This window comes from Pseudoalteromonas citrea, assembly GCF_000238375.3.
In the GTDB taxonomy this organism is placed as follows: domain Bacteria; phylum Pseudomonadota; class Gammaproteobacteria; order Enterobacterales; family Alteromonadaceae; genus Pseudoalteromonas; species Pseudoalteromonas citrea.
Genome location: NZ_AHBZ03000012.1, coordinates 374,627 through 396,740, shown reverse-complemented (window position 1 = coordinate 396,740; position 22,114 = coordinate 374,627). Strand labels below are relative to the sequence as shown.

Here is a 22,114-nt window from a genome sequence, read left to right as displayed (position 1 = left end):
ACTAGCCATCTTACCATCTGGCGTGCTTGTGAATTTTTATTCCCTGATTTATTTATTAGGTAAATAAATTTAAGAATAACAATTTAGCAGGCTATTTTATGAAGAAGTATGATGACAACACGCAATGTATCCACGGCCCAGCCCATTTTGATGACCCACATGGTGCACTAACAGCACCTCTGTATCAAACCTCCACATTTAAGTTTAAAGACGCAGCCCAAGGGGCTGCGCGTTTTGCCGGTGAAGAGCCTGGGTATATTTATACTCGATTAGGCAACCCGACAACACGTGAACTGGAGCAAAAAGTAGCAGCTCTCGAGGGAATGGACGATGCAGCTGCAACCGCGACGGGGATGGGGGCTGTTTCAGCCTCTGTGTTAAGCTTCTTACAACAGGGCGACCATCTCATTGCATCCAGTGCATTGTATGGTTGTAGTTTTGCATTATTTTCTCATATGCTGCCCAAATTTGGCATAGATGTCACGTTTGTTGATATGACCGATGAAGCCGAGCTTCAGGCTGCTGTTACGCCAAAGACCAAAATGGTCTTTGCTGAAACCCCAATTAACCCGAACATGACGGTACTTGATTTATCAATGATTGGGCGTTTTGCTGAACAACATAAATTAATCAGTGTGATCGACAATACATTTTTGACCCCTCTATTACAAAAGCCTAAACAATTTGGTATCGATATTGTTGTACATAGTGCGACTAAGTATTTAAATGGGCATGGCGATGTCGTTGCGGGTCTCGTATGTGGCTGTGCAGAACATATTGAATTAATAAAACTGACAGTATTAAAAGATATTGGTGCAACCATTAGCCCGCATGATGCATGGCTTATTAATCGAGGGCTAAAAACACTGGCTGTGCGTATGGCGAGGCATTGTGAAAGTGCACAAAAAGTGGCTGAATTTTTAGAAAAACATCCGAAGGTCTCGCAGGTGTTTTATCCAGGGTTACCATCTCACCCTGGATATAATTATCTAGGTGAGCAAATGAAAGGGGCTGGTGGTGTTATAGCCTTTGAAATCGTAGGAACGTTAGCGCAAGGTGAAGCGTTTATTAATGCAACCGAGCTATGCACATTGGCCGTGAGTTTAGGGGATCCTGAAACACTAATTCAACACCCAGCATCGATGACACACTCACCTTATACGCCAGAAGAGCGTCAAGCAGCTGGGATCTCTGATAGCTTGATCCGTATTTCGGTAGGATTGGAGGCGGCGGAGGATATTATTGCTGATTTAGAATCTGCATTTAAATCTTTTTAATGTAAACTTAAGTGTACGTCGTGCACTGTATTTTATCAGTTAAATATGGTGTGTATAATTAACTTTACTCACATGTATTTTAATCTTTACGATTTTGGTTTTTGTGGCAAAGCCGTAATTGGGCTTTGCTATTAAACTTTCGCTTACTTTTACATAGTATCGTTGTCACAAGTTGAAACACGATCCGAGGTCGATCGTGGTATGTAACAATGAAGGTTTCTATGGCTAAGTCGAGCAAGTACACCTCTAAGCAACCCGATGAAAACGGGGTTATTGCTTGGAGCGATGAAGAAAATAAAATTTGGTCAGAGCTTGTGGCGCGTCAGCTACAATGCATTGAAGGCAAAGCATGTGACGAGTACATGGAAGGGCTAAAAAAAATAAACCTACCGCATGACCGTATCCCACAGCTTGCTGAGCTAAACGAAGTACTCGCCCGTGAAACAGGCTGGCAAGTAGCCCCTGTACCCGCGTTGATTGATTTTGATGAGTTCTTTCGACTGCTAGCAAACAAGCAGTTCCCTGTGGCAACGTTTATTCGTTCGCGTGAAGAGTTTGATTATCTACAAGAGCCTGATGTTTTTCATGAGATATTTGGTCATTGCGCAATGTTAACAAACCCTGCTTTTGCAGAGTTCACCCATAAATATGGGCAGTTAGGCTATGCAGCCGAAAAGAAAGATCGTGGTTACCTAGCGCGTCTATATTGGTTTACGGTTGAGTTTGGTTTGATGCAAACTGAAGACGGCCTGCGTATTTATGGTGGTGGGGTGTTATCAAGCCCGGGTGAAACACAATACGTGTATTCAGATAAACCTGAGATACAGCCGTTAAATGTGATTGATGTATTACGCACACCTTACCGAATTGATATTATGCAGCCAATCTACTACACCATAAACTCTATCAATGATTTATTTGATATCTCACAAATGGATATTATGGCATTGGTTGCCCAAGCAAAAGAATTAGGCTTATTTGAGCCAAAATTTCCACCGAAACAAAAACTAGCAAGTTAAGGATTTTAAATGTCTGATTTAAGTGCACAAAAATGTGAAGCGTGTCGTGCTGATGCGCCTAAAGTGTCAGATGAAGAGTTAGCAGTATTGATAAAGCAAATTCCGGACTGGGTACCTGAGGTACGCGATGGGATCATGCAATTAGAGCGCGTTTTTAAATTTAAAAACTTCAAGCTAGCATTAGAGTTTACCAATAAAGTGGGCGCAATGGCGGAAGATGAAGGCCATCACCCAGGTTTATTGACTGAATGGGGCAAAGTAACGGTTACTTGGTGGAGTCACTCTATCAAAGGCCTGCACAAAAATGATTTTGTATGTGCCGCTAAAACAGATGACGTGTTTGCTGCATTATAATTATTGAGCAGCTTACCAATGAGGTAAGTTTAAAAAGCGCCTTATGAAGTACTTCAGGTAACTGAATAATTCATAAGGCGCTTTTTTATAAGCCCATTAAAAGCTCATAATGATCAATCGTCGATTGAACGCAGCAAGGCGTTGATCCCGACTTTCTCACGTGTTTGTTGATCTACTTTCTTAACAATAATGGCAGCGTAAAGGCTATGAGAGCCATCTTTACTTGGCAAAGAGCCTGGTACAACAACAGCACCGGCTGGTACTCGCCCGTAATGGACTTCGCCTGTTTCACGGTCGTAAATACGGGTGCTTTGAGAAATATACACACCCATTGAAATTACTGCGCCTTCTTCAACAATTACGCCTTCAACAATTTCTGAGCGTGCACCAATGAAGCAATTGTCTTCAATGATTGTTGGGTTCGCTTGAAGGGGCTCTAAAACGCCACCTATGCCAACGCCGCCTGATAGGTGAACATTCTTACCTATTTGCGCACACGAACCAACCGTGGCCCATGTATCGACCATCGTGCCTTCATCAACATAGGCACCGATATTGACATATGACGGCATCAGGACCACATTTTTACCAACAAAACTACCTTGGCGTGCTACGGCATTTGGTACAACACGCATACCACCTTGTTGAAACTGCTCAGGCGTATAATCGCTGAACTTTAACGGCACTTTATCGTAAAACTGATTTACGCCATCACTCATCGGCTGGTTGTCACGAATTCTAAATGATAATAAAACGGCTTTCTTTAGCCACTGGTGCACAACCCACTCACCGCTTATCTTTTCTGCTACACGTGCAGCACCCGAGTCCAACAGGGCAAGAGATTGGGTGATAGCGTTATAAACTTCCTCTGTTACTTGGTTAGGTGAGATCCCGTCTCGCTGTTCCCAAGCTTGTTCAATAATGCTTTTTAAATCAGACATAGTTTCCTCTTTACTCTGTTTCTGCATTTAATTTTTTCATCAGATCGCGTTGTAGTGCAGCTTTATGTTCTTCTGCAAGCGCTTGATAATCCGTATTTGATATTACAAAAAAGTCTTCTGCGCGTTCGCCGACTGTTGTAATTCTTGCTGCGTGAATGTGCAATGAATTGGCTTGAAAAACCTCCGCTATTTTTGTTAGTAGCCCAGGTATATCAATGGCTTGAATTTCAATTAAGTTTCTATCGGCACGGGCATGAGGCCTGACAATGACCTTAGGTTTTATATTAAAATCTTTAAAGCGCTGTGAGCGGTTTTTCTTGGTACGAATTTTCTTTTTTGGATCTTTTAAAATGACTTCCAAGCCACGACGTATCGATTTTGCTCGGCTACTACTCATGGGGTTACCACTGACCTCTAAGATAACAAAGTTATAAACTACGGAGTTATCCTTGGTTGTCATGACTTGAGCGTGTTGTATTTGGGCTTTTTTAGAACCGATAACGGTGAGGAGCTTTGAGAATAAATTGGCATTATATGGACTATACACAAATACTTGTGTGCCGCCATGCATGGCTTGTTCACCCACAACAACGCAAGGTGCGTTTAAATCATTGATCTTAAGTAAGTGCTCACTGTGCCATGAGATCTGTTGCTCACTGAATGCGGTAAAGTAGTTGGCCTTTAAACGTGACCAAATCGCATCAATGTTTTCCTCTTCAAATTCTAAATTAATAAGCCGTTGTTTTGCTTGCTTCTTTTTGTCACGAATTTGGTCGCGCATATCCATTGGGTTTTCTAGGCCCAAACGCAGTGCATGTTGTGAGTGTAAGTATAGCTCTCGTAGCAGGGTATTTTTCCAATCATTCCATAGGTTGTCATTCGTCGCGCGAATATCAGCCACAGTGAGGCAGTAAAGGTAGTCGAGTTGGCGTTCATTTTTTACAATCGAAGCAAATTCGGCGATAACATCTGGGTCGTTAATGTCTTTGCGCTGCGCTGTGACAGACATCAACAAATGATTCTCAACCAGCCAAGAAACTAAGCGAGCATCAGAATTGGTGAAACCATGTATTTTACAAAAAGCGAGCGCATCAACTGCGCCAAGCTCTGAGTGATCTCCTCCACGGCCTTTGGCAATATCATGGAAGATAGCGGCTAAATAAAGTAACTCAGGCTTATCCATACGGGTGATTATTTCACTGCATAAAGGGAATTCTTTTTTTCGCTCTTTATCGGTATATAGATAAATATTGTTGATCAGCTTATGAGTGTGTTCATCTACGGTGTAGGCGTGGAATAAATCAAATTGCATTTGACCAAAAATATTACGCCATTGCGGTAAATACGCCGCAATCAAGCCATGTTTATGCATCAAAGTAAATGCTCTACCCATGCCATTAGGATGCTTTAGCAACCGTAAAAACGCATCTCGACAACCGGCATAATCTTGCAAGTCTCCGAGCAGGCGACGACGAACTTGGCGCATTGTTCGTATAGTACTAGGCTCAATGTTGGTGATCTCAGGGTGATCAGCAATATGCTCGAATAACACCAGTAGCTGCTCTCTTCTAAAGAATACTGAAGGGTTTTTTACACTGATTTTATTGCCGATACGCTCAAAGTTATCATCTAAAGAAACCGCTATTTGTTCGCTTTGGTCGGGTAAAATACTCTGCTCGAAATATGATAACAGCATCTGGTTCATTTCACGGACACGGCTCATGATCCTGAATAAGCGCTTCATCATACGTTCCACAGAGGCCTTACCTTCAGAACCAAATCCCAAGATCTCGGCAGCATGGGGCTGATAGTCAAATAACAGACGGTTTTCACTGCGCCCTGCGGCTAAATGAAGGGCAAAGCGTATATTCCAAAGGTTTTCCAAACACTCTAGTAGCTCTTGGTATTCTTCGTGTGTGAGATAACCATGATTGATTAATTCTTCAAGAGTTTCAGCATGAAAGTGCTTTTTAGCAACCCAAAAAATGGTTTGTACATCTCTGAGCCCCCCCGGGTTCTCTTTGATATTAGGCTCTAAGTTATAAGCGGTACCGTGGCACTTTTTATGACGAACTTGTTGTTCATTGGTTTTGGCAATAAAAAAGTCGTCAGACTTCCAAATAGGGGTTTCTACAATATGACTTCTTAGTCGCTCAAACTCGACATGGTTACCACAAATAAGTCGACTTTCAAGTAAAGAGGTCGTGAAATGGACGTCTTGTTTTTTTTGTTCTAATACTTGGTTGTGTGTACGGACACTGTGGCCTATTTCTAAATTCAGATCCCATAAAAGCGTCACAAATTCCTCTAATGCTAAGGTCATAGCGGCATTAGGAGTATCATTAACAAGTACTAAAAAGTCGATATCTGAATAGGGGTGTAATTCACCTCGACCATATCCCCCCACTGCAATGAGGGCCAACTCTGGGTAATGGGCGAGGCCAGTGTCATTGAATAGCTTTATTAATAATCGGTCAATAAATTCAGCGCGAGAATTAATGAGGTTACGAACTGGTTGTTTGGAAAACTCGTTACTTAACCATTTATAAAAATAGCTTGCACAATCTTTTAAATCGTCAAGGTGCTCTGCATTATCGAGCAGCGTTTTTACTTTATTAGGTAATGCCACTTAAGGCTCCCTGATCCGTCTGATTAGGTTTATGCAATCGGTTATGTTGAGCACATGACTGTGTGCAGGCTCAATATACATGCAAAGGATTAACCTAGCTTACTGACTTGAGCACAAAGGGCAACGCTTGAACTACATTTTTTATTGCGTATTAGGTCAAGTGAGTAAAGTACCGACCAGTCTTTACTCACTCGTAGTCAAATTACAGCTATATCACAGGTTATAGCTGCAATTATGCAGTGTGTTCAATTACTCTGTCGATGGTATCGTCATTACGGTGCGTTAAGATTTCTACCCCGTTATCTGTTACCAGTAAAGTGTGTTCCCACTGAGCCGACAAACTTCTGTCTTTAGTCACCACGGTCCAGTTATCTTTTAGCACTTTACATTGGCGTTTACCGGCGTTAACCATTGGCTCAATGGTTAAACACATACCCGCTTTCAATGTTTCTCCAGTGCCTGGTTTACCGTAATGCATAACTTGTGGCTCTTCGTGGAACTCAGCACCAATGCCATGGCCGCAATATTCGCGTACGATGGAGTAATTAAAGCCTTCAGCGTACTTTTGAATTGCAGCTCCAATATCACCTAAGCGCGCACCTGGTTTTACCATTTTAATGGCAAGGTAAAGGCTTTCTTGGGTGATCTCAGCAAGACGTTTACCTTGGATATTTGGCGTGCCTACATGAAACATTTTTGAGGTGTCGCCATGATAGCCATCTTTAATTACGGTAATATCAATATTGACACTGTCACCATCTTTTAGAGCTTTGTCATTAGGAATACCATGACAAATTACGTGATTAACGGACGTACAAATCGACTTTGGAAAACCATGGTAATTAAGCGGGGCGGGTATGCCCTGTTGCTTATTTACAATGTAGCCATGACAAATTGTATTTAGCTCGTCTGTTGTGACCCCTGGCTTCACATGCGGCTCAATCATTTCCAATACTTCCGCGGCTAAACGCCCGGCAATACGCATTTTTTCGATTTCTTCAGGGGTTTTAATCACTGCACTCATTCAGACTCCAAGTCGGTTATTTTAAGTTAGTTACAACGCACAATTTTTATACTGATTGTTGAGTTCTGTTATTTTATATGGTATAAAGCGCGCCGTCTTTTTACAAATTTATCTTAGAGATGTTTGTATTTAAGGCAACCACAATTTTATTTTAACACACACACATATCGACACATACACTTGGGTGCATGTCTTAGTAAAATACTGAACATGTTGGTGCTATGGGATATGTGGAGGCTTAACCCTAACTAAATTAGAGGAAATTAAAATGGCAAACGTTTCAATGCGCGATATGCTTCAAGCTGGTGTTCACTTCGGTCACCAAGCACGTTACTGGAACCCAAAGATGAAGCCTTTCATCTTCGGCGCTCGTAACCGTGTACATATCATCAACCTTGAAAAAACTGTACCAATGTTCAATGACGCACTTAAGTTCTTACAGAACGCGGCTTCTAACAAAGGTAAAATTCTTTTCGTAGGTACTAAGCGCGCTGCAAGCGAAGCAGTTAAAGAGTCAGCTCTTCAAAGTGAGCAGTTCTACGTAAATCACCGTTGGTTAGGTGGTATGTTGACTAACTGGAAAACAGTTCGTCAATCAATCAAGCGTCTTAAAGACCTTGAAACTCAAAGCCAAGACGGTACTTTCGAGAAGCTAACTAAAAAAGAAGCGTTAATGCTTACTCGTGAAATGGAAAAGCTTGAAAAAAGCCTTGGCGGTATCAAAGATATGGGCGGTCTTCCAGACGCTATCTTCGTTATCGATGCAGATCACGAGCACATTGCAATTCGCGAAGCTAACAACCTAGGTATTCCAGTAGTATCAGTAGTTGATACAAACTCGAACCCAGATGGTGTTGATTTCATCATCCCAGGTAACGACGATGCAATCCGTGCTATCCAGCTTTACACTGGCGCTGTTGCAACTGCTATCACTGAAGGCCGTGAAAGCAATATCGTTGCTCAAGCAGAGAACGACGATTTCGTTGAAGCTGAGTAATTAGCTGTCATCAAGTCTTCATCAATTCGTGATGAAGACTTGATATTCTTGAAGAGCGGTCATCCCGCTTCCCTAAACATATTCAGAACTGAGGATATACTAATGGCTGTAACTGCTGCCCTAGTTAAAGAATTACGCGAGCGTACTGGCGCTGGCATGATGGATTGTAAAAAAGCGCTAACTGAAACTGCTGGTGATATCGAACTAGCAATTGAAAACATGCGTAAGAGCGGTGCTGCAAAAGCTGCTAAAAAAGCAGGTAACATTGCTGCTGAAGGCACAATCCTTATCAAAGAAGGCGCTGGTTTTGCTGCACTTCTAGAAGTTAACTGTCAAACAGACTTCGTTGCTAAAGATGAGAGCTTCCTTGCGTTCGCTAACTCTGTACTAGACGTTGCTGCAACTTCTAAAGTTGCTGTTGCTGAGCTTCAAGCACAGTTTGAAGAAGCACGCGTTGCATTAGTTGCTAAAATCGGTGAAAACATCAACGTTCGTCGCGTTGAGTACATCGATGGTGCAAGCCTTTCTACATACCGTCACGGTGAGCGTATCGGTGTTGTTGTTGCTGGTGAAGCTGACGCAGAAACGCTTAAGCACGTAGCTATGCACGTTGCTGCATCTAAGCCTGAGTACGTAAACCCAGAAGACGTACCTGCAGACGTAGTTGAAAAAGAAAAAGCGGTTCAAATCGATATCGCGATGAACGAAGGCAAGCCTGCTGAAATCGCAGAGAAAATGGTTGTTGGTCGTATGAAGAAGTTCACTGGTGAGATCTCTCTTACTGGTCAGGCTTTCATCATGGAACCTAAAAAATCTGTTGGCGATATCCTTAAAGAAAAAGGCGCAACAGTATCTAACTTCGTACGTTTAGAAGTTGGCGAAGGTATCGAGAAGAAAGAAGAAGATTTCGCTGCTGAAGTTGCTGCTCAAATCGCAGCTGCAAAAGGCGAGTAATCTCTCTTTTCTCAGCAAAAAAAGCAATGAGGCCATAATGGTGGATTTGCTTTTGCTTCAATGCTGAAAATTCTTTAAAATAACCGCGCATTTATGACTTTCATAAGCGCGGTTATTTTTTATCTCACTTTTACAAATGGCCCGGAAACTATGACTATCAATCGAAAACCTGTTTTTAGACGCGTTCTTCTCAAACTAAGCGGTGAAGCTTTAATGGGAGATGAAGGCTTTGGCATTGATCCAAAAGTATTGGATCGTATGGCACAAGAAATAAAAGAATTAGTAGAGCTCGACGTAGAAGTGGGTTTAGTTATCGGGGGCGGTAACTTCTTACGCGGTGGTTCATTGGCTGAAGCGGGTATGAACCGTGTAGTTGGCGACCACATGGGCATGCTTGCAACCGTGATGAACGGTTTAGCAATGCGTGACGCACTGCACCGTGCGTTTGTAAATTGCCGTTTAATGTCGGCAATCCCACTTAATGGTGTGTGTGATGCATACAACTGGGCGGAAGCGATTAGCTTGTTAAAATCCGGCCGAGTTGTTATTTTCTCAGCAGGCACGGGTAATCCATTTTTCACAACTGATTCAGCGGCCTGTCTACGTGGTATTGAAATTGAAGCCGATACTGTGATCAAAGCGACGAAAGTTGATGGCGTATTTAGTGATGACCCAGTTAAGAACCCTGAGGCAACCTTGTATCGTCATTTGACGTACAATGAGATCATTGATCAAGAATTAAAGGTGATGGACTTAGCGGCATTTACGCTAGCTCGTGACCATAATATGCCACTAAGCGTATTTAACATGAATAAACCTGGCGCGTTGAAGCGCGTCATTATGGGCGAAGAAGAGGGTACTCTTATCTCTTCAGCACCTTCTGAATAATCAAACAAGACTAGGATTGAATTGTGATTAACGATATTAAAAAAGACGCGCAAGAGCGCATGCAAAAAAGTGTGGCAGCCCTAGCTAGTCAACTTTCTAAAATCCGTACTGGCCGTGCACACCCTGCATTGTTAGACGGTATCATGGTGTCTTACTACGGTGCTGATACACCGTTGAACCAAGTTGCAAACGTATCTACAGAAGATTCTCGTACGCTAACAATTAGCGTATTTGATAAGTCTTTGGCTCAGGCTGTTGAAAAGGCAATTATGTCTTCTGATTTAGGCTTGAACCCAATGTCGGCAGGTACTATTATTCGTGTACCATTACCACCATTGACTGAAGAGCGCCGTAAAGATTTAATCAAAATTGTTCGTGGTGAAGTTGAAGGCGGCCGTGTTGCTATTCGTAATATTCGTCGTGATGCCAATGGCGATATTAAGTCGTTATTGAAAGATAAAGACATTTCTGAAGATGAAGCGCGTCAAGCTGAAGATGAAGTTCAAAAGCTTACAGACAAGTTTGTTAAAGAAATGGATACGCAATTGAGCGCTAAAGAAGCTGAATTGATGGAAATCTAAGCAATTCAAATTTATTAGTTTTGCAACGCTGTCTGGGGTATACTAGGCGGCGTTTTTTTTTATAGAAATCGGGATTTATGGGTTTAAACGCTGACACAATTTCGCAGCAGTCATTGCCAAAACACATCGCAATTATTATGGATGGCAATGGACGGTGGGCGCAGTCTCGCAATCGACCTCGGACGTATGGTCATAAGAAAGGCGTCGATGCGGTTCGTACTGCAGTACAGTTTTGTTCAAAGCTAAAAATAGAGTCATTGACTTTATTTGCATTTAGTAGCGAAAACTGGCGTCGCCCTGAAGATGAAGTAAGTACATTAATGGAGTTATTTCTCTTTGTATTGACCAAAGAAGTGAAAAAGCTTCATAAAAATAATGTTAAATTGAACGTTATTGGGGAAATATCGCGCTTTCCGGCCTCTTTGCAAGAGCGGGTACAAGCAGCTCATGCATTAACAGAGCAAAATACAGGCTTACAGCTAAATATTGCAGCAAACTATGGTGGACGTTGGGATATAACTCAAGCGGCACAAAAGCTTGCTATACAGGCTAGTGAAGGAAAAATTCAGCCAAGTGATATCACGGAAGAAGCAATAACAAAACAGCTTTCTATGGCACATCAAAGCGAACTAGATTTATTAATACGAACGGGCGGTGATTGTCGTATTAGTAATTTTTTGCTTTGGCAAGCGGCATATGCTGAACTCTATTTCACAGATACACTCTGGCCTGACTTTAATGAAGAGGCGTTTGCAGAGGCAATTGCATGCTATGTGTCTAGAGAACGACGTTTTGGCTGCACCGGCGATCAAATAAAAGAACTACTCGCTGTGTCTAAAGTAACAAGTTAAAGGTAATTAATTTGCTTAAACAACGAATTTTGACTTCAGTGGTACTCGCACCGCTGGCGCTACTTTTGGTGTTTTATACGCCACTGGCTTTATTTAGTTTTATCGCGGCCGCTATCGTATTGCTCGGTGCATGGGAGTGGTCTGCTTTTATGGGGTTGGCTAAAACTCGTCAACGCTTGTGTGTAGTGGCGTTAATGGGCGTTATTATCTCGATATTACACTTACATTGGCCCATAGAATCATTGTGGCAACAAGGTAAGCTCGTCGCTGATGCGAACTATATTTTTACTTTGTCTTTTGCTTGGTGGTTAGTCGCCACTTTTCTTGTATTTAAATACCCCGCAATGAGTCGTGCTTGGAGCGACGGCATCATAATGCGAGCCATCGCCGGTATTCTCACACTTATTCCGTTGTGGCTTGCATTGAATGTCATGCGCAGCGCTGAATATATGCAAGCTCAACAATATGGTTCAACCTTGATAATGGTGGTTTTAGGTATTGTCTGGAGTGCCGATATTGGAGCATATTTTGCGGGCAAAAATTTTGGTAAACGTAAACTTATGCCTAAAGTGAGCCCCAATAAAACCATTGAAGGTTTACTAGGCGGGGTGCTTACGTCAGTTATTTTTGTACTCATATTTTGTTACTTTGCCGAGGTTGAACTTCATCAATGGTTGTTATTCGGTGGATTAACGGTAGTGATAGCGTTGTTTTCAGCGATTGGCGATTTACTTGAAAGCATGTTTAAGCGTGAAGCAGGTTTAAAGGACTCAGGCTCTATATTACCGGGCCACGGTGGTATATTGGATAGAATTGATAGCTTAACGGCTGCAGCACCTATTTTTGCCTTGTGTTACGCATGGACCGTGACTTTATGACTATAAAAAGTAATGTGGTCATACTCGGGGCGACAGGGTCTATAGGCTTATCAACGCTTGATGTGATTCAAAGAAACTTAGATCGTTACTCAGTATTTGCATTGGCTGCGGGTAGCAATGTAGAGCGCATGCTGACGCTTTGTACAACGCATCAGCCTAAGTATGCCATTATGCATAGCGATAAGGCGGCACAAGAGCTTAAAGAAGCGCTTAAGCATACTCACATTGAAGTTATGAGTGGGACGCAGGCTATGTGTGATCTTGCTGCTCACAGCGACGTTGATACTGTAATGTCAGCCATTGTTGGCGCTGCGGGATTATTACCTACGCTTGCCGCCGTAGAGGCTGGTAAAAAGGTTTTGCTAGCCAATAAAGAGTCGCTGGTGATGTCTGGGCAACTATTTATGGATAAAGTAGCAAAGCATGGCGCAACGCTATTGCCAATTGACAGTGAACATAACGCAATATATCAATGCCTGCCCCATACGCTGCAACAAAATATTGAATTAGGGCTACACAGCCAAGGGATCAATAAGATTTTATTAACTGGTTCTGGTGGCCCGTTTTTAACTCGTGATTTAAAGACGTTTTCTGATGTAACCGTCAAAGAAGCGGTCGCGCATCCAAACTGGTCAATGGGTCAAAAAATCTCAGTAGACTCTGCGACGATGATGAATAAAGGGCTTGAATTTATTGAAGCCAAATGGCTGTTTAATTGCACCGTCGATGATATTGAAGTGGTTATTCACCCGCAAAGTATGATCCACTCAATGGTGCAATACAAAGATGGTTCCGTGATTGCGCAGATGGGGCAGCCTGACATGCGTACGCCAATTGCCTACGGACTCGCTTACCCTGAGCGCATAGATGCAGGGGTTGCGCCTTTAGACTTTTCAACCATTGCTAATTTTACCTTCACTAAACCAGACTTTAATCGTTACCCAAACTTAGCGCTTGCGATGGAAGCGTGTCGTTCTGGTCAAGCAGCAACCACCACAGTCAACGCAGCCAATGAAATATCGGTCGCCGCATTTTTAGCTAATAAAATCGGCTTTTGTGATATTTACAGAATTAACGCTGAGGTACTTGCTAAGTCGACATTAAACTCATTAAACTCGGTACAAGCAATAATGGAGCAAGATGCACAAGCACGTGTGATAGCAAAACAATGTATTGGTGAGTTGAACTAACTATGTTTGAATTTTTATGGAATCTCGGTTCGTTTATTATCGCTTTGGGTATATTAGTAACCGTCCATGAATATGGCCACTTTTGGGTGGCTAGAAAGTGTTCTGTAGAAGTGCTGCGTTTCTCAATTGGTTTTGGGAAACCGCTGTTAAAATGGCACGATAAGCTCGGAACCGAATATGTTATTGCCCTTATCCCACTTGGCGGTTACGTCAAAATGTTGGATGGAAGGGTTGATGAGGTACCAGAGCATAAACGCCACCTCGCTTTCGATAGTAAACCGGTAGTATCAAAAATAGCGGTGGTGGCTGCAGGACCAATTGCAAACTTCTTGTTCGCCATTGTTGTTTTGGCTTCTATGTATATGATTGGCGTTCAAAATGTTAAGCCTGTAGTGGGGGGCGTTGTTGAGCAAAGTCGAGCCGCAACGGCAAGCTTACAAGCTGGCGATCAGATATTACAACTGGGTGATAAGCCCGTTTCATCGTGGCAAGAAGTTACTTTTGGCTTAATGAGTCATTTAGGTGAAGAGCAAGTTGTCGTTAAGGTTCAAGATGCGCAGCAGCAGATCAGATTAAGAACTTTGCCATTAACGGATTGGAAACTTGATAAACAGGATGAAGCCCCGCTTCAGTCGGTAGGCATAAAGCCCTTTCGTCCAGAAATCACTTTAACACTTGCCCACATTCAAGCTGACTCCGCTGCTGAAAAAGCGGGTTTACAGATCGGAGATATAGTACGCTCAATCGATTCCGAATATGTATCAAGTTGGCAGTCTTTGGTGGACAAAGTTAAGGTGTCAGCAAAACAACCGCTTCGGATCTTAATCTATCGGGCTCAAACGGAGTTAACTTTAACGGTTATTCCTGATGCTAAAGCATTGAAAAGTGGAGAAGTGGTTGGTTATTTGGGGGTTGTACCTCAATTAGCTGAATGGCCAACAGGGTACATAGAAACTAGACAATATGGTCCCTTGGATAGTATGGTGCTGGGCATAAAAAAGACGTATGAGCTAATTAGCCTTAGTTTTGATATGATTGGCAACTTAGTTACCGGCCAAGTATCCGTTAAAAACTTAAGTGGACCGGTCGGCATCGCTGTAGGTGCAGGCAATAGCGTAAGCTATGGCATTGTTGCATTTTTGGGCTTTTTAGCTCTAATTAGTGTTAATTTAGGTGTTTTTAATTTATTGCCGCTACCGGTCTTAGACGGTGGGCATTTAATGTATTACTTAATTGAACTAATCCGGAAAAAACCAGTCTCTGAAAAGACACAAGAGTTAGGGTTTAAGGTTGGTGCATTGCTATTAATCGCTCTAACATGTTTTGCTTTATTAAATGATGTATCGAGACTGTAGCTCGAATTGGTGTATACAACACCCGTCAAAGCGTTATGACGCTAATTGTTGTAAAGGATAAAGATAATAAAATGCCTATAAAAAAACATCTCGCAGTAACCAGTTTACTGGGCGCAAGCTTTGCCGCTTTGGGGCAAAACTCCTTTATCGTAGAAGATTTAAAAGTTGAAGGGCTGCAGCGTGTAGCGTTGGGGGCTGCTTTAACTCACATTCCCATTAATGTGGGCGATTCGGTAGATGAATACACGATATCTAGAACCATAAAAGCGCTTTATAAGTCGGGGCACTTCGATGACATAGCCGCATTACGCGACGGCAATCAAGTTATCTTTAAAGTGCGTGAAAGACCTACGATCGCATCTATTGAGTTCGATGGTAATAAAGATATAAAAGATGAACAGTTAAATGAAAGTTTAGAAGGCCAAGACATTCGTGCTGGTGAGCCGTTAGATAAAACTGTACTAGATAATATCGAAAAAGGGTTAATCGAGTTCTTTCACAGCATTGGTAAATACAATGCGAAAATAGATGTAAGCATTATTGATTTGCCACGTAACCGAGTGCGATTGAAATTAGAATTCGATGAAGGAGATGCAGCTTCGATTCGACAAATCAACCTTGTTGGTAATGAGTTATTTTCGGATGAAGAGTTGCTTAAGCTTGCTGAGTCTCAGCAAGACTTACCCTGGTGGCAGTTTATGTCTAATGACCGGTACCAAAAGCAGACTGTTGAAGGTGATTTAGAGAAGATCCGCAGCTTTTATTTAGACCGGGGCTATTTTCGTTTTAATATCGACTCAACTCAAGTATCGGTAAGCCCTGAGCGTGAATCAGTCTATGTTACAGCTAACTTAACTGAGGGAGAAAAGTACTCCGTCAAGAGTTTTGATTTCATCGGCGACTTACTCGGCAGAGAAGAGCTGATTAAAAGCGTGATACCACTGCGTGCGGGGGAGCTTTATAATGGCTCTATCGTTACTTCCTCAGAAGAGTTTATTAAAAGCTATTTAGCTCGGTTTGGTTATGCCAACGCTGAAGTACGCACTATTCCAGAAGTTGATGATGAGAACAAAGAAGTTAAGTTAACCTTATCGGTTAATCCAGGTAAGCGCGTCTATGTACGCCGTATCATGGTTAATGGTAATCAGGTCACGGCGGATGAAGTTGTACGCCGAGAGATGACACAACTTGAAGGCGCTTGGTTATCGAACCAAAGTTTAGAGCGTTCTAAACTGCAAATCCAGCGCTTACCATACATGGAAAGTGTTGAATTTGATGTTAAACCTATTTCAGGTATTGATGATCAGGTTGATGTTGATTTTGACGTTAAAGAGCAACCAGCTGGTAGTTTTCAGGCAGGTGTTGCATATGGTTCATATGCAGGCATGCAATTTAATGTTGGTGTAAGTGAATCTAACTTCTTGGGTACAGGTAACCAAGTAGCGTTTAATATTAATACGTCAAAAGGCTCAGATCGCTACAGCGTTTCTTATACAAACCCTTACTTTACACCAGATGGTGTTTCGCAAGGCAGTAGCATTTTCTTTAGCAACTATGATGCGAGTAAGTTTAGCTTAGTCGAATATAAGTCGCGTAGCTATGGTTTAGGGACGAGCTTTGGCTTTCCTATTGACGCGGTTAATAGAATTAACCTGAGTGGTCGTTGGATAGAAGAGTCATTATCAGATATTGCTGAATATGAACAGACCCGAATTTTACGATTGAGTTTCCTTGACGAAGAAAACCCAGATGCAGACTTTGATTTTACCAAGTATGAATTAAGCCTTGGCTGGTCTAGAGTTACGGTTAACCGTGGCATGTTCCCAACCGATGGCTCTCGTCAATCATTGAGCTTAACTGCGACAACACCTAACTCAGACTTAAACTACTTTAAAGTCAATTACGATTCGCGCTTTTACTGGCCTATCAGTAATGATCACCGATGGGTATTCTCTGCTCGTGCGGCATTAGGCTATGGTAATGGCTATGGGGAGACAAACGGCTTCGAACAAATATTACCATTCCAAGAGTTTTTTAAAATCACTGAAATGGAACTACGTGGCTTTGATAGAAATACTATCTTACCTCGAGCACTACAACGCTCTCCACTTCCTTTAAAAGGCTCAACGTTACCTGATGGTTCCCCAACCGGTAATATTGGTGGTAACCCCGAATTTGATCAACTTGGTCGAGGTGGGCGCATTGGTGGTAATGCGAAGGTGGTTGCGGGTATTGAGATGATTGTACCAACGCCATTCTTGGATGAAGATAATACCAGTTCTGTACGAACTAGCTTTTTTGTTGATGCTGCGAACGTATGGGACACTGAGTTTGATATAGATCGCTACGTCCATTTACCTGAACATCAGTTTAATCAATTAGACGATTATGCAGATCCAAATAGATTGAGGGTTTCAGCGGGTTTATCTATTCAGTGGATATCACCAATGGGACCGATGTTGATTAGTTTTGCTCATCCGTTAAGACAAGAAGAAGACGATGAAACAAAATCTATCAGCTTTAATATCAGTAATACATTCTAAGGAGTTAATTTGTGAATAAACTATTTAAAACGACAGCTGTAACGGTAATGGCTGCACTAATGATGGGCACATCTGCGAGTGCACTTGCGCATAAAGTGGGCATTGTAGATATGCAACAAGTCTATAAACAAATTCCACAAATGGCGAAAATTGAGCAGCAATTACAAACTGAGTTTGCTGAACGTCGTCAAGAGCTTGAGAAGATTCAAGGTGACATTCGTTTTGAAGCTGAAAAGTTCAAGCGCGAAAGTGCGACCATGAGTGATGAGCAAAAAGTCGCGTTGCGTGAGAAAATTCAAGGAATGCAGAAAACCTTAACAGAAAAGGGCCGCCCATTAGAGCAAGAGATCAAAGTTAGACAAAATCAAGAGCTTGCCAAGGTTCAAGAAGTGATCATTAGCACAATTCAAAATGTTGCTAAAAAAGGAAAGTTTGACGAAGTACGAGTTAAAGATACCACTATTTACTTCAATCCTGATAAAGTAACAGACCTTTCTAGCAAAATTGTTGACGCGGTAAGCAAAAAATAATGACCAAGCAGTATACCTTGGGGCAACTAGCGGCGCATATTGATGCGCCCGTAGTTGGCGATAGTGATTATGTAATTGATAAAATTGCCACACTGTCGAAGGCTGGCCCAACAGAGATCGCCTTTTTAGCGAACAAAAAGTATCGTAGTCAGCTTGAGCAAACAAATGCCGGTGCGGTGATTGTTTCACAAGAAGACGCTGCGCATTTTTCAGGTAATAAAATTGTCGTGAAGAATGCTTATATTGCCTATGCTCACTTAGCACAAATGATGGATACAACCCCAGTATCAGCGTCGAATATACATTCGTCTGCTGTTATTCATGGTAGTGTTCAACAAGGTGATAACGTAAGTATTGGTGCAAATGCAGTGATAGAAGCGGGAGCTATTTTGGGCGACAACGTTCAAATTGGTCCTGGTTGCTTTGTTGGGTGCAATACCAAAGTTGGTAACAATACCAAGCTATGGGCCAATGTAACGGTTTATCATGATGTTGTAATTGGTGATAATTGCTTATTTCAGTCAGGCGCGGTAATTGGTAGCGATGGTTTTGGTTACGCGAACGCAGCTGGAAAGTGGATCAAGATCCCTCAAGTTGGCAGTGTCAATATTGGTAGTGGTGTTGAAGTTGGTGCAAATACGGTCATTGATCGAGGTGCACTAGATGACACAATTATCCACGACAATGTGATTTTAGATAACTTGATCCAAATTGCGCATAATGTTGAGATTGGAGCAGGTACTGCAATAGCAGCTGCGACAGTTATCGCTGGAAGTTCGACGATAGGAAAGCAGTGTCAAATCGCGGGCTTAGTAGGCATTAATGGACATATTGATATTTGTGATGGCGTTATTATCACAGGTATGACCATGATCACAAAAGCGATTACTGAACCTGGTGTGTATTCATCAGGAATACCACACTCAGCAAATAAAGAATGGCGCCGTAATATCGCCCATTTTCGTAATTTATCAGAGTTCAAGCAGCGTTTGAAGTCGTTAGAAACACTGACTGAGCACTTACAAAACATTGATGATTAAAAGGATGCTACTTTGGCAAACGAATTAAACAGCTTTGATACACAAGAAATATTAAAGCTATTACCTCATCGTTACCCAATGTTGTTAGTCGACAAAGTGATCGACTATAAAGCTGGTGAGTATTTACATGCAATTAAGAATGTCACCGTGAATGAACCCATATTTACAGGGCATTTTCCGGGGCAACCTATTTTTCCTGGTGTGATGATTCTAGAAGCTATGGCACAGGCTACAGGCTTACTTGGTTTTAAAACCGTAGAGCATCGCAGTGAAGGTGAACTATACTTATTCGCAGCAATCGATAATGCACGATTTAAGCAACCAGTATTACCTGGTGATACCATGCATTTGCATATTGATTTTGTGAAAGAGCGCCGTAACATTTGGAAGTTTCACGGTGAAGCAAAAGTAGACGGCAAAGTAGTGTGCAGCGCCGAGCTAATGTGTGCGAGAAGAGAGTTATAACAGTGATCCATCCTACTGCGATTATTGAATCGGGTGCTAAGCTGGGTAACAACGTAACAGTTGGCCCATATAGTTATATTGGCCATGATGTGACACTTGGTGATGATTGTATCATCGAGTCGCATGTTGTGATCAAAGGACCATCAACCATTGGGTCAGGCAATCATATTTTTCAGTTTGCCTCGGTAGGGGAAGCTTGCCAAGACAAGAAGTACAAAGATGAACCGACACAACTTATTATCGGTGATAATAATGTGATTCGTGAATGCGCGACGATTCATCGGGGTACAATTCAAGATCAAGGTATTACCCGTGTTGGCAGTAATAACTTATTTATGGCATATACGCACATTGCGCACGATGCTGTAATTGGTAGTAATGTTATTTTTGCTAATGGTGCCAGTGTTGCAGGGCATGTACATGTAGGTGACTGGGTTATTCTCGCTGGAAATACCGGAGTTCATCAATTTTGTAAAATTGGTGCGCATGCCTTTGTTGGTATGTATTCAGGTGTCAATAAAGATGTCCCACCATTTGTTACAACTACTGGTACACCCGCAAAGCCTGCTGCAATTAATACCGAAGGTATGAAACGTAGAGGCTTTGACAGCGATGAGATTATGGCAGTAAGACGTGCTTACAAAGCATTTTATCGAAAAGGTTATAGCCTTGAAGAGGCTGTGCTCTCGTTAGAAGATGATGCAAATAAGTTCGCCGCTGTAAAACAAATGATCGACTTTTTAGATACGTCAGATCGCGGTATTATTCGTTAATAAAGCCGTGATGATATAGACAGTAATGAACGCCATACAGGTTATTTTGTATGGCGTTTTTATTTATACAAACTCAGATAATAAACATGATGAATGAAAAGAAATTAACTATAGGTGTTGTGGCTGGTGAGTTGTCAGGAGATATTTTAGGCGCAGGCCTTATCCACGCATTAAAGCAACATTATCCTCATGCAGAGTTTGTTGGTATTGCTGGACCCAAAATGCAGCAAGCAGGGTGCCATACATTATTCGATATGGAAGAGCTGGCAGTGATGGGGCTGGTCGAAGTACTTGGGCGTTTACCTCGTTTACTTAAAATACGAAAGCAGTTAGTACAGCACTTTATTGATAATCCTCCTGATGTTTACATTGGTATTGATGCACCTGATTTTAATTTGAGAGTGGAAAAGCCTCTGAAAAAGGCGGGTATTAAGACCGTGCAATACGTTAGTCCATCCGTCTGGGCATGGCGTCAAAAGCGGATTTTCACCATTGCAGAAGCAACCAACCTGGTATTGTCATTACTGCCATTTGAAAAAGCATTTTATGATAAACATGATGTACCGTGCACATTTGTTGGCCATACGTTAGCGGATGAAATTCCACTTGAAATGGACTCAAATGAGGCAAGGGCGAAGTTAGGTTTAGACTCAGATGATTTAGTCTTAGCGTTGCTTCCAGGCAGTCGCGGGTCGGAGGTAGGTTTACTTAGTAGTACGTATATACAAACTGCACAATTATTAAAAGAAAAGCTACCGAAATTAAAAATTGTTGTCCCGTTAGTTAATGAGAAAAGAAAGGCGCAATTCGAAGCGGTACTTGCGGAAGTTGCCCCGAATTTAAGGCCTATTTTGCTTGAAGGTCAATCAAGTGAAGCGATGCTGGCGGCTAATGCTGTGCTATTAGCCTCAGGTACCGCCACGTTAGAAGCCATGCTATATAAAAAACCCATGGTCGTTGGCTATAAGTTTAAGCCATCCAGTTATTGGATATTTAAAAACTTTTTTACCTTTAATATTAAATACTTTTCTTTACCAAATTTATTGGCTGATGCGCCATTGGTTCCTGAGTTTTTACAGCAAGAGTGTAATGCTGATGCTTTAGTCGACGCACTTTTACCTATGTTACGTGGGGAAAGTGATGCATTGATAAAGCGTTTTCATGACATACACGAGAATATTAGATTAGATGCAAGTAAGCAGGCTGCCAAAGCCGTAGCGGAGTTAATAGATGCAAGTTGAACGTCCTGATGTACAGTATATAGCCGGTGTAGATGAAGTCGGTCGTGGCCCTTTAGTTGGTGATGTTGTGACCGCAGCAGTGATTTTAGACCCTAATAACCCGATCACAGGATTAGCCGATTCAAAAAAGCTAACAGAGAAAAAACGCCTTGCGCTTGCGGCTGAAATAAAAGAGAAAGCCTTATGTTATTTTGTGGCGCGTGCATCAGTGGCTGAAATCGACGAACTTAATATTTTGCATGCGACGATGTTGGCGATGAGCCGAGCTGTCGAAGGGTTGTCTATAACGCCAGACTTCGTATTTGTAGATGGTAATCGCTTACCAAAGCTGGCAATGAATGCGCAAAGTGTCGTTAAAGGGGATAGCTTAGTCGCAGAGATAAGTGCAGCTTCAATTTTAGCAAAAGTGACACGAGATGCAGAGATGTTAGAGCTAGATAAAGAGTTTCCACAATATGGTTTTGCAGGCCATAAAGGCTATCCAACAAAGGTGCACTTTGCAGCATTGGAAGAACATGGCGTTACACCGCATCACAGAACGACGTTTAAGCCGGTACAACGTATTATTGCGGGCAAGGTGTAAC

General features: G+C 42.1%; 21 protein-coding genes. 18 read left to right on the top strand and 3 right to left on the bottom strand.

Going from position 1 to position 22,114, the window contains the following annotated elements:
* Positions 1–98: 98 nt before the first annotated feature.
* From PCIT_RS01920 to PCIT_RS01910, 3 genes are all read left to right on the top strand, one after another.
* A complete protein-coding gene (locus PCIT_RS01920) occupies positions 99–1,277 on the top strand; it encodes a trans-sulfuration enzyme family protein (RefSeq protein WP_010361617.1) in 1,179 nt (392 codons plus the stop codon).
* 221 nt (positions 1,278–1,498) lie between these two features.
* Entirely contained in the window at positions 1,499–2,296 is a 798-nt protein-coding gene (gene phhA, locus PCIT_RS01915; RefSeq protein WP_010361618.1) for a phenylalanine 4-monooxygenase, read from the top strand.
* Between the two features lie 9 nt (positions 2,297–2,305).
* The gene (locus PCIT_RS01910; protein WP_010361619.1) at positions 2,306–2,650 is read left to right on the top strand and encodes a 4a-hydroxytetrahydrobiopterin dehydratase; all 345 of its coding nucleotides are present in this window, start codon (positions 2,306–2,308) and stop codon (positions 2,648–2,650) included.
* A 113-nt stretch (positions 2,651–2,763) separates the two neighbouring features.
* Here the strand turns inward: PCIT_RS01910 and dapD are convergent, their stop codons facing one another.
* The 3 genes from dapD to map form a co-directional block, all read right to left on the bottom strand.
* On the bottom strand, positions 2,764–3,591 hold the full coding sequence (gene dapD, locus PCIT_RS01905) for a 2,3,4,5-tetrahydropyridine-2,6-dicarboxylate N-succinyltransferase (RefSeq protein WP_010361620.1): 828 nt from the start codon (positions 3,589–3,591) through the stop codon (positions 2,764–2,766).
* A gap of 10 nt (positions 3,592–3,601) precedes the next feature.
* Positions 3,602–6,220 (bottom strand): [protein-PII] uridylyltransferase, encoded by a 2,619-nt coding sequence (glnD, locus tag PCIT_RS01900; RefSeq protein ID WP_010361621.1) that lies wholly within the window; start codon positions 6,218–6,220, stop codon positions 3,602–3,604.
* A 232-nt stretch (positions 6,221–6,452) separates the two neighbouring features.
* The gene (gene map / locus PCIT_RS01895) at positions 6,453–7,244 is read right to left on the bottom strand and encodes a type I methionyl aminopeptidase (RefSeq protein ID WP_010361622.1); all 792 of its coding nucleotides are present in this window, start codon (positions 7,242–7,244) and stop codon (positions 6,453–6,455) included.
* A gap of 268 nt (positions 7,245–7,512) precedes the next feature.
* On the opposite strand from map, the gene rpsB reads away from it, so the two are divergent.
* The 15 genes from rpsB to rnhB all read left to right on the top strand — a co-directional run bounded on the left by rpsB (position 7,513) and on the right by rnhB (position 22,113).
* On the top strand, positions 7,513–8,241 hold the full coding sequence (gene rpsB, locus PCIT_RS01890; protein WP_010361623.1) for a 30S ribosomal protein S2: 729 nt from the start codon (positions 7,513–7,515) through the stop codon (positions 8,239–8,241).
* Between the two features lie 102 nt (positions 8,242–8,343).
* On the top strand, positions 8,344–9,195 hold the full coding sequence (gene tsf, locus PCIT_RS01885) for a translation elongation factor Ts (protein WP_010361624.1): 852 nt from the start codon (positions 8,344–8,346) through the stop codon (positions 9,193–9,195).
* Positions 9,196–9,345: 150 nt separating this feature from the next.
* Positions 9,346–10,083: a UMP kinase gene (gene pyrH, locus PCIT_RS01880; RefSeq protein WP_010361625.1), complete on the top strand. Its 738-nt coding sequence runs from the start codon at positions 9,346–9,348 to the stop codon at positions 10,081–10,083.
* Positions 10,084–10,106: 23 nt separating this feature from the next.
* On the top strand, positions 10,107–10,664 hold the full coding sequence (frr, locus tag PCIT_RS01875) for a ribosome recycling factor (RefSeq protein ID WP_010361626.1): 558 nt from the start codon (positions 10,107–10,109) through the stop codon (positions 10,662–10,664).
* Positions 10,665–10,741: 77 nt separating this feature from the next.
* Positions 10,742–11,515 (top strand): isoprenyl transferase, encoded by a 774-nt coding sequence (locus PCIT_RS01870; protein ID WP_010361627.1) that lies wholly within the window; start codon positions 10,742–10,744, stop codon positions 11,513–11,515.
* An 11-nt stretch (positions 11,516–11,526) separates the two neighbouring features.
* A complete protein-coding gene (locus PCIT_RS01865) occupies positions 11,527–12,393 on the top strand; it encodes a phosphatidate cytidylyltransferase (RefSeq protein WP_010361628.1) in 867 nt (288 codons plus the stop codon).
* The gene (gene ispC / locus PCIT_RS01860; protein WP_010361629.1) at positions 12,390–13,583 is read left to right on the top strand and encodes a 1-deoxy-D-xylulose-5-phosphate reductoisomerase; all 1,194 of its coding nucleotides are present in this window, start codon (positions 12,390–12,392) and stop codon (positions 13,581–13,583) included. Before PCIT_RS01865 ends, ispC begins: the two co-directional genes overlap by 4 nt.
* 2 nt (positions 13,584–13,585) lie before the next feature.
* Positions 13,586–14,938, top strand: coding sequence for a sigma E protease regulator RseP (gene rseP / locus PCIT_RS01855; protein ID WP_010361630.1), 1,353 nt, complete (start codon positions 13,586–13,588; stop codon positions 14,936–14,938).
* Between the two features lie 71 nt (positions 14,939–15,009).
* A complete protein-coding gene (gene bamA / locus PCIT_RS01850; RefSeq protein ID WP_040696755.1) occupies positions 15,010–17,481 on the top strand; it encodes an outer membrane protein assembly factor BamA in 2,472 nt (823 codons plus the stop codon).
* Between the two features lie 11 nt (positions 17,482–17,492).
* Positions 17,493–18,011, top strand: a complete 519-nt coding sequence (locus PCIT_RS01845) for an OmpH/Skp family outer membrane protein (protein ID WP_010361631.1) — start codon at positions 17,493–17,495, stop codon at positions 18,009–18,011.
* Complete coding sequence (gene lpxD, locus PCIT_RS01840; RefSeq protein ID WP_010361633.1) at positions 18,011–19,051, top strand: UDP-3-O-(3-hydroxymyristoyl)glucosamine N-acyltransferase; 1,041 nt, start codon at positions 18,011–18,013, stop codon at positions 19,049–19,051. The genes PCIT_RS01845 and lpxD overlap by 1 nt, the downstream gene beginning before the upstream one ends.
* A 12-nt stretch (positions 19,052–19,063) precedes the next feature.
* Complete coding sequence (gene fabZ / locus PCIT_RS01835; protein ID WP_010361634.1) at positions 19,064–19,516, top strand: 3-hydroxyacyl-ACP dehydratase FabZ; 453 nt, start codon at positions 19,064–19,066, stop codon at positions 19,514–19,516.
* Between the two features lie 2 nt (positions 19,517–19,518).
* Positions 19,519–20,289: an acyl-ACP--UDP-N-acetylglucosamine O-acyltransferase gene (lpxA, locus tag PCIT_RS01830; RefSeq protein ID WP_010361635.1), complete on the top strand. Its 771-nt coding sequence runs from the start codon at positions 19,519–19,521 to the stop codon at positions 20,287–20,289.
* Positions 20,290–20,375: 86 nt separating this feature from the next.
* Positions 20,376–21,530, top strand: coding sequence for a lipid-A-disaccharide synthase (gene lpxB, locus PCIT_RS01825; protein ID WP_192992761.1), 1,155 nt, complete (start codon positions 20,376–20,378; stop codon positions 21,528–21,530).
* Entirely contained in the window at positions 21,520–22,113 is a 594-nt protein-coding gene (rnhB, locus tag PCIT_RS01820; protein WP_010361637.1) for a ribonuclease HII, read from the top strand. The genes lpxB and rnhB overlap by 11 nt, the downstream gene beginning before the upstream one ends.
* Position 22,114 lies beyond the last annotated feature (1 nt).

Bases quoted from the DNA above. Each gene is read 5' to 3' on its own strand.
- PCIT_RS01920 (WP_010361617.1), top strand. From the start codon at position 99: ATGAAGAAGTATGATGACAACACGCAATGTATCCACGGCCCAGCCCAT.
- phhA (WP_010361618.1), top strand. From the start codon at position 1,499: ATGGCTAAGTCGAGCAAGTACACCTCTAAGCAACCCGATGAAAACGGG.
- PCIT_RS01910 (WP_010361619.1), top strand. From the start codon at position 2,306: ATGTCTGATTTAAGTGCACAAAAATGTGAAGCGTGTCGTGCTGATGCG.
- dapD (WP_010361620.1), bottom strand. From the start codon at position 3,591: ATGTCTGATTTAAAAAGCATTATTGAACAAGCTTGGGAACAGCGAGAC.
- map (WP_010361622.1), bottom strand. From the start codon at position 7,244: ATGAGTGCAGTGATTAAAACCCCTGAAGAAATCGAAAAAATGCGTATT.
- rpsB (WP_010361623.1), top strand. From the start codon at position 7,513: ATGGCAAACGTTTCAATGCGCGATATGCTTCAAGCTGGTGTTCACTTC.
- tsf (WP_010361624.1), top strand. From the start codon at position 8,344: ATGGCTGTAACTGCTGCCCTAGTTAAAGAATTACGCGAGCGTACTGGC.
- pyrH (WP_010361625.1), top strand. From the start codon at position 9,346: ATGACTATCAATCGAAAACCTGTTTTTAGACGCGTTCTTCTCAAACTA.
- PCIT_RS01870 (WP_010361627.1), top strand. From the start codon at position 10,742: ATGGGTTTAAACGCTGACACAATTTCGCAGCAGTCATTGCCAAAACAC.
- ispC (WP_010361629.1), top strand. From the start codon at position 12,390: ATGACTATAAAAAGTAATGTGGTCATACTCGGGGCGACAGGGTCTATA.
- rseP (WP_010361630.1), top strand. From the start codon at position 13,586: ATGTTTGAATTTTTATGGAATCTCGGTTCGTTTATTATCGCTTTGGGT.
- bamA (WP_040696755.1), top strand. From the start codon at position 15,010: ATGCCTATAAAAAAACATCTCGCAGTAACCAGTTTACTGGGCGCAAGC.
- lpxD (WP_010361633.1), top strand. From the start codon at position 18,011: ATGACCAAGCAGTATACCTTGGGGCAACTAGCGGCGCATATTGATGCG.
- lpxB (WP_192992761.1), top strand. From the start codon at position 20,376: ATGATGAATGAAAAGAAATTAACTATAGGTGTTGTGGCTGGTGAGTTG.
- rnhB (WP_010361637.1), top strand. From the start codon at position 21,520: ATGCAAGTTGAACGTCCTGATGTACAGTATATAGCCGGTGTAGATGAA.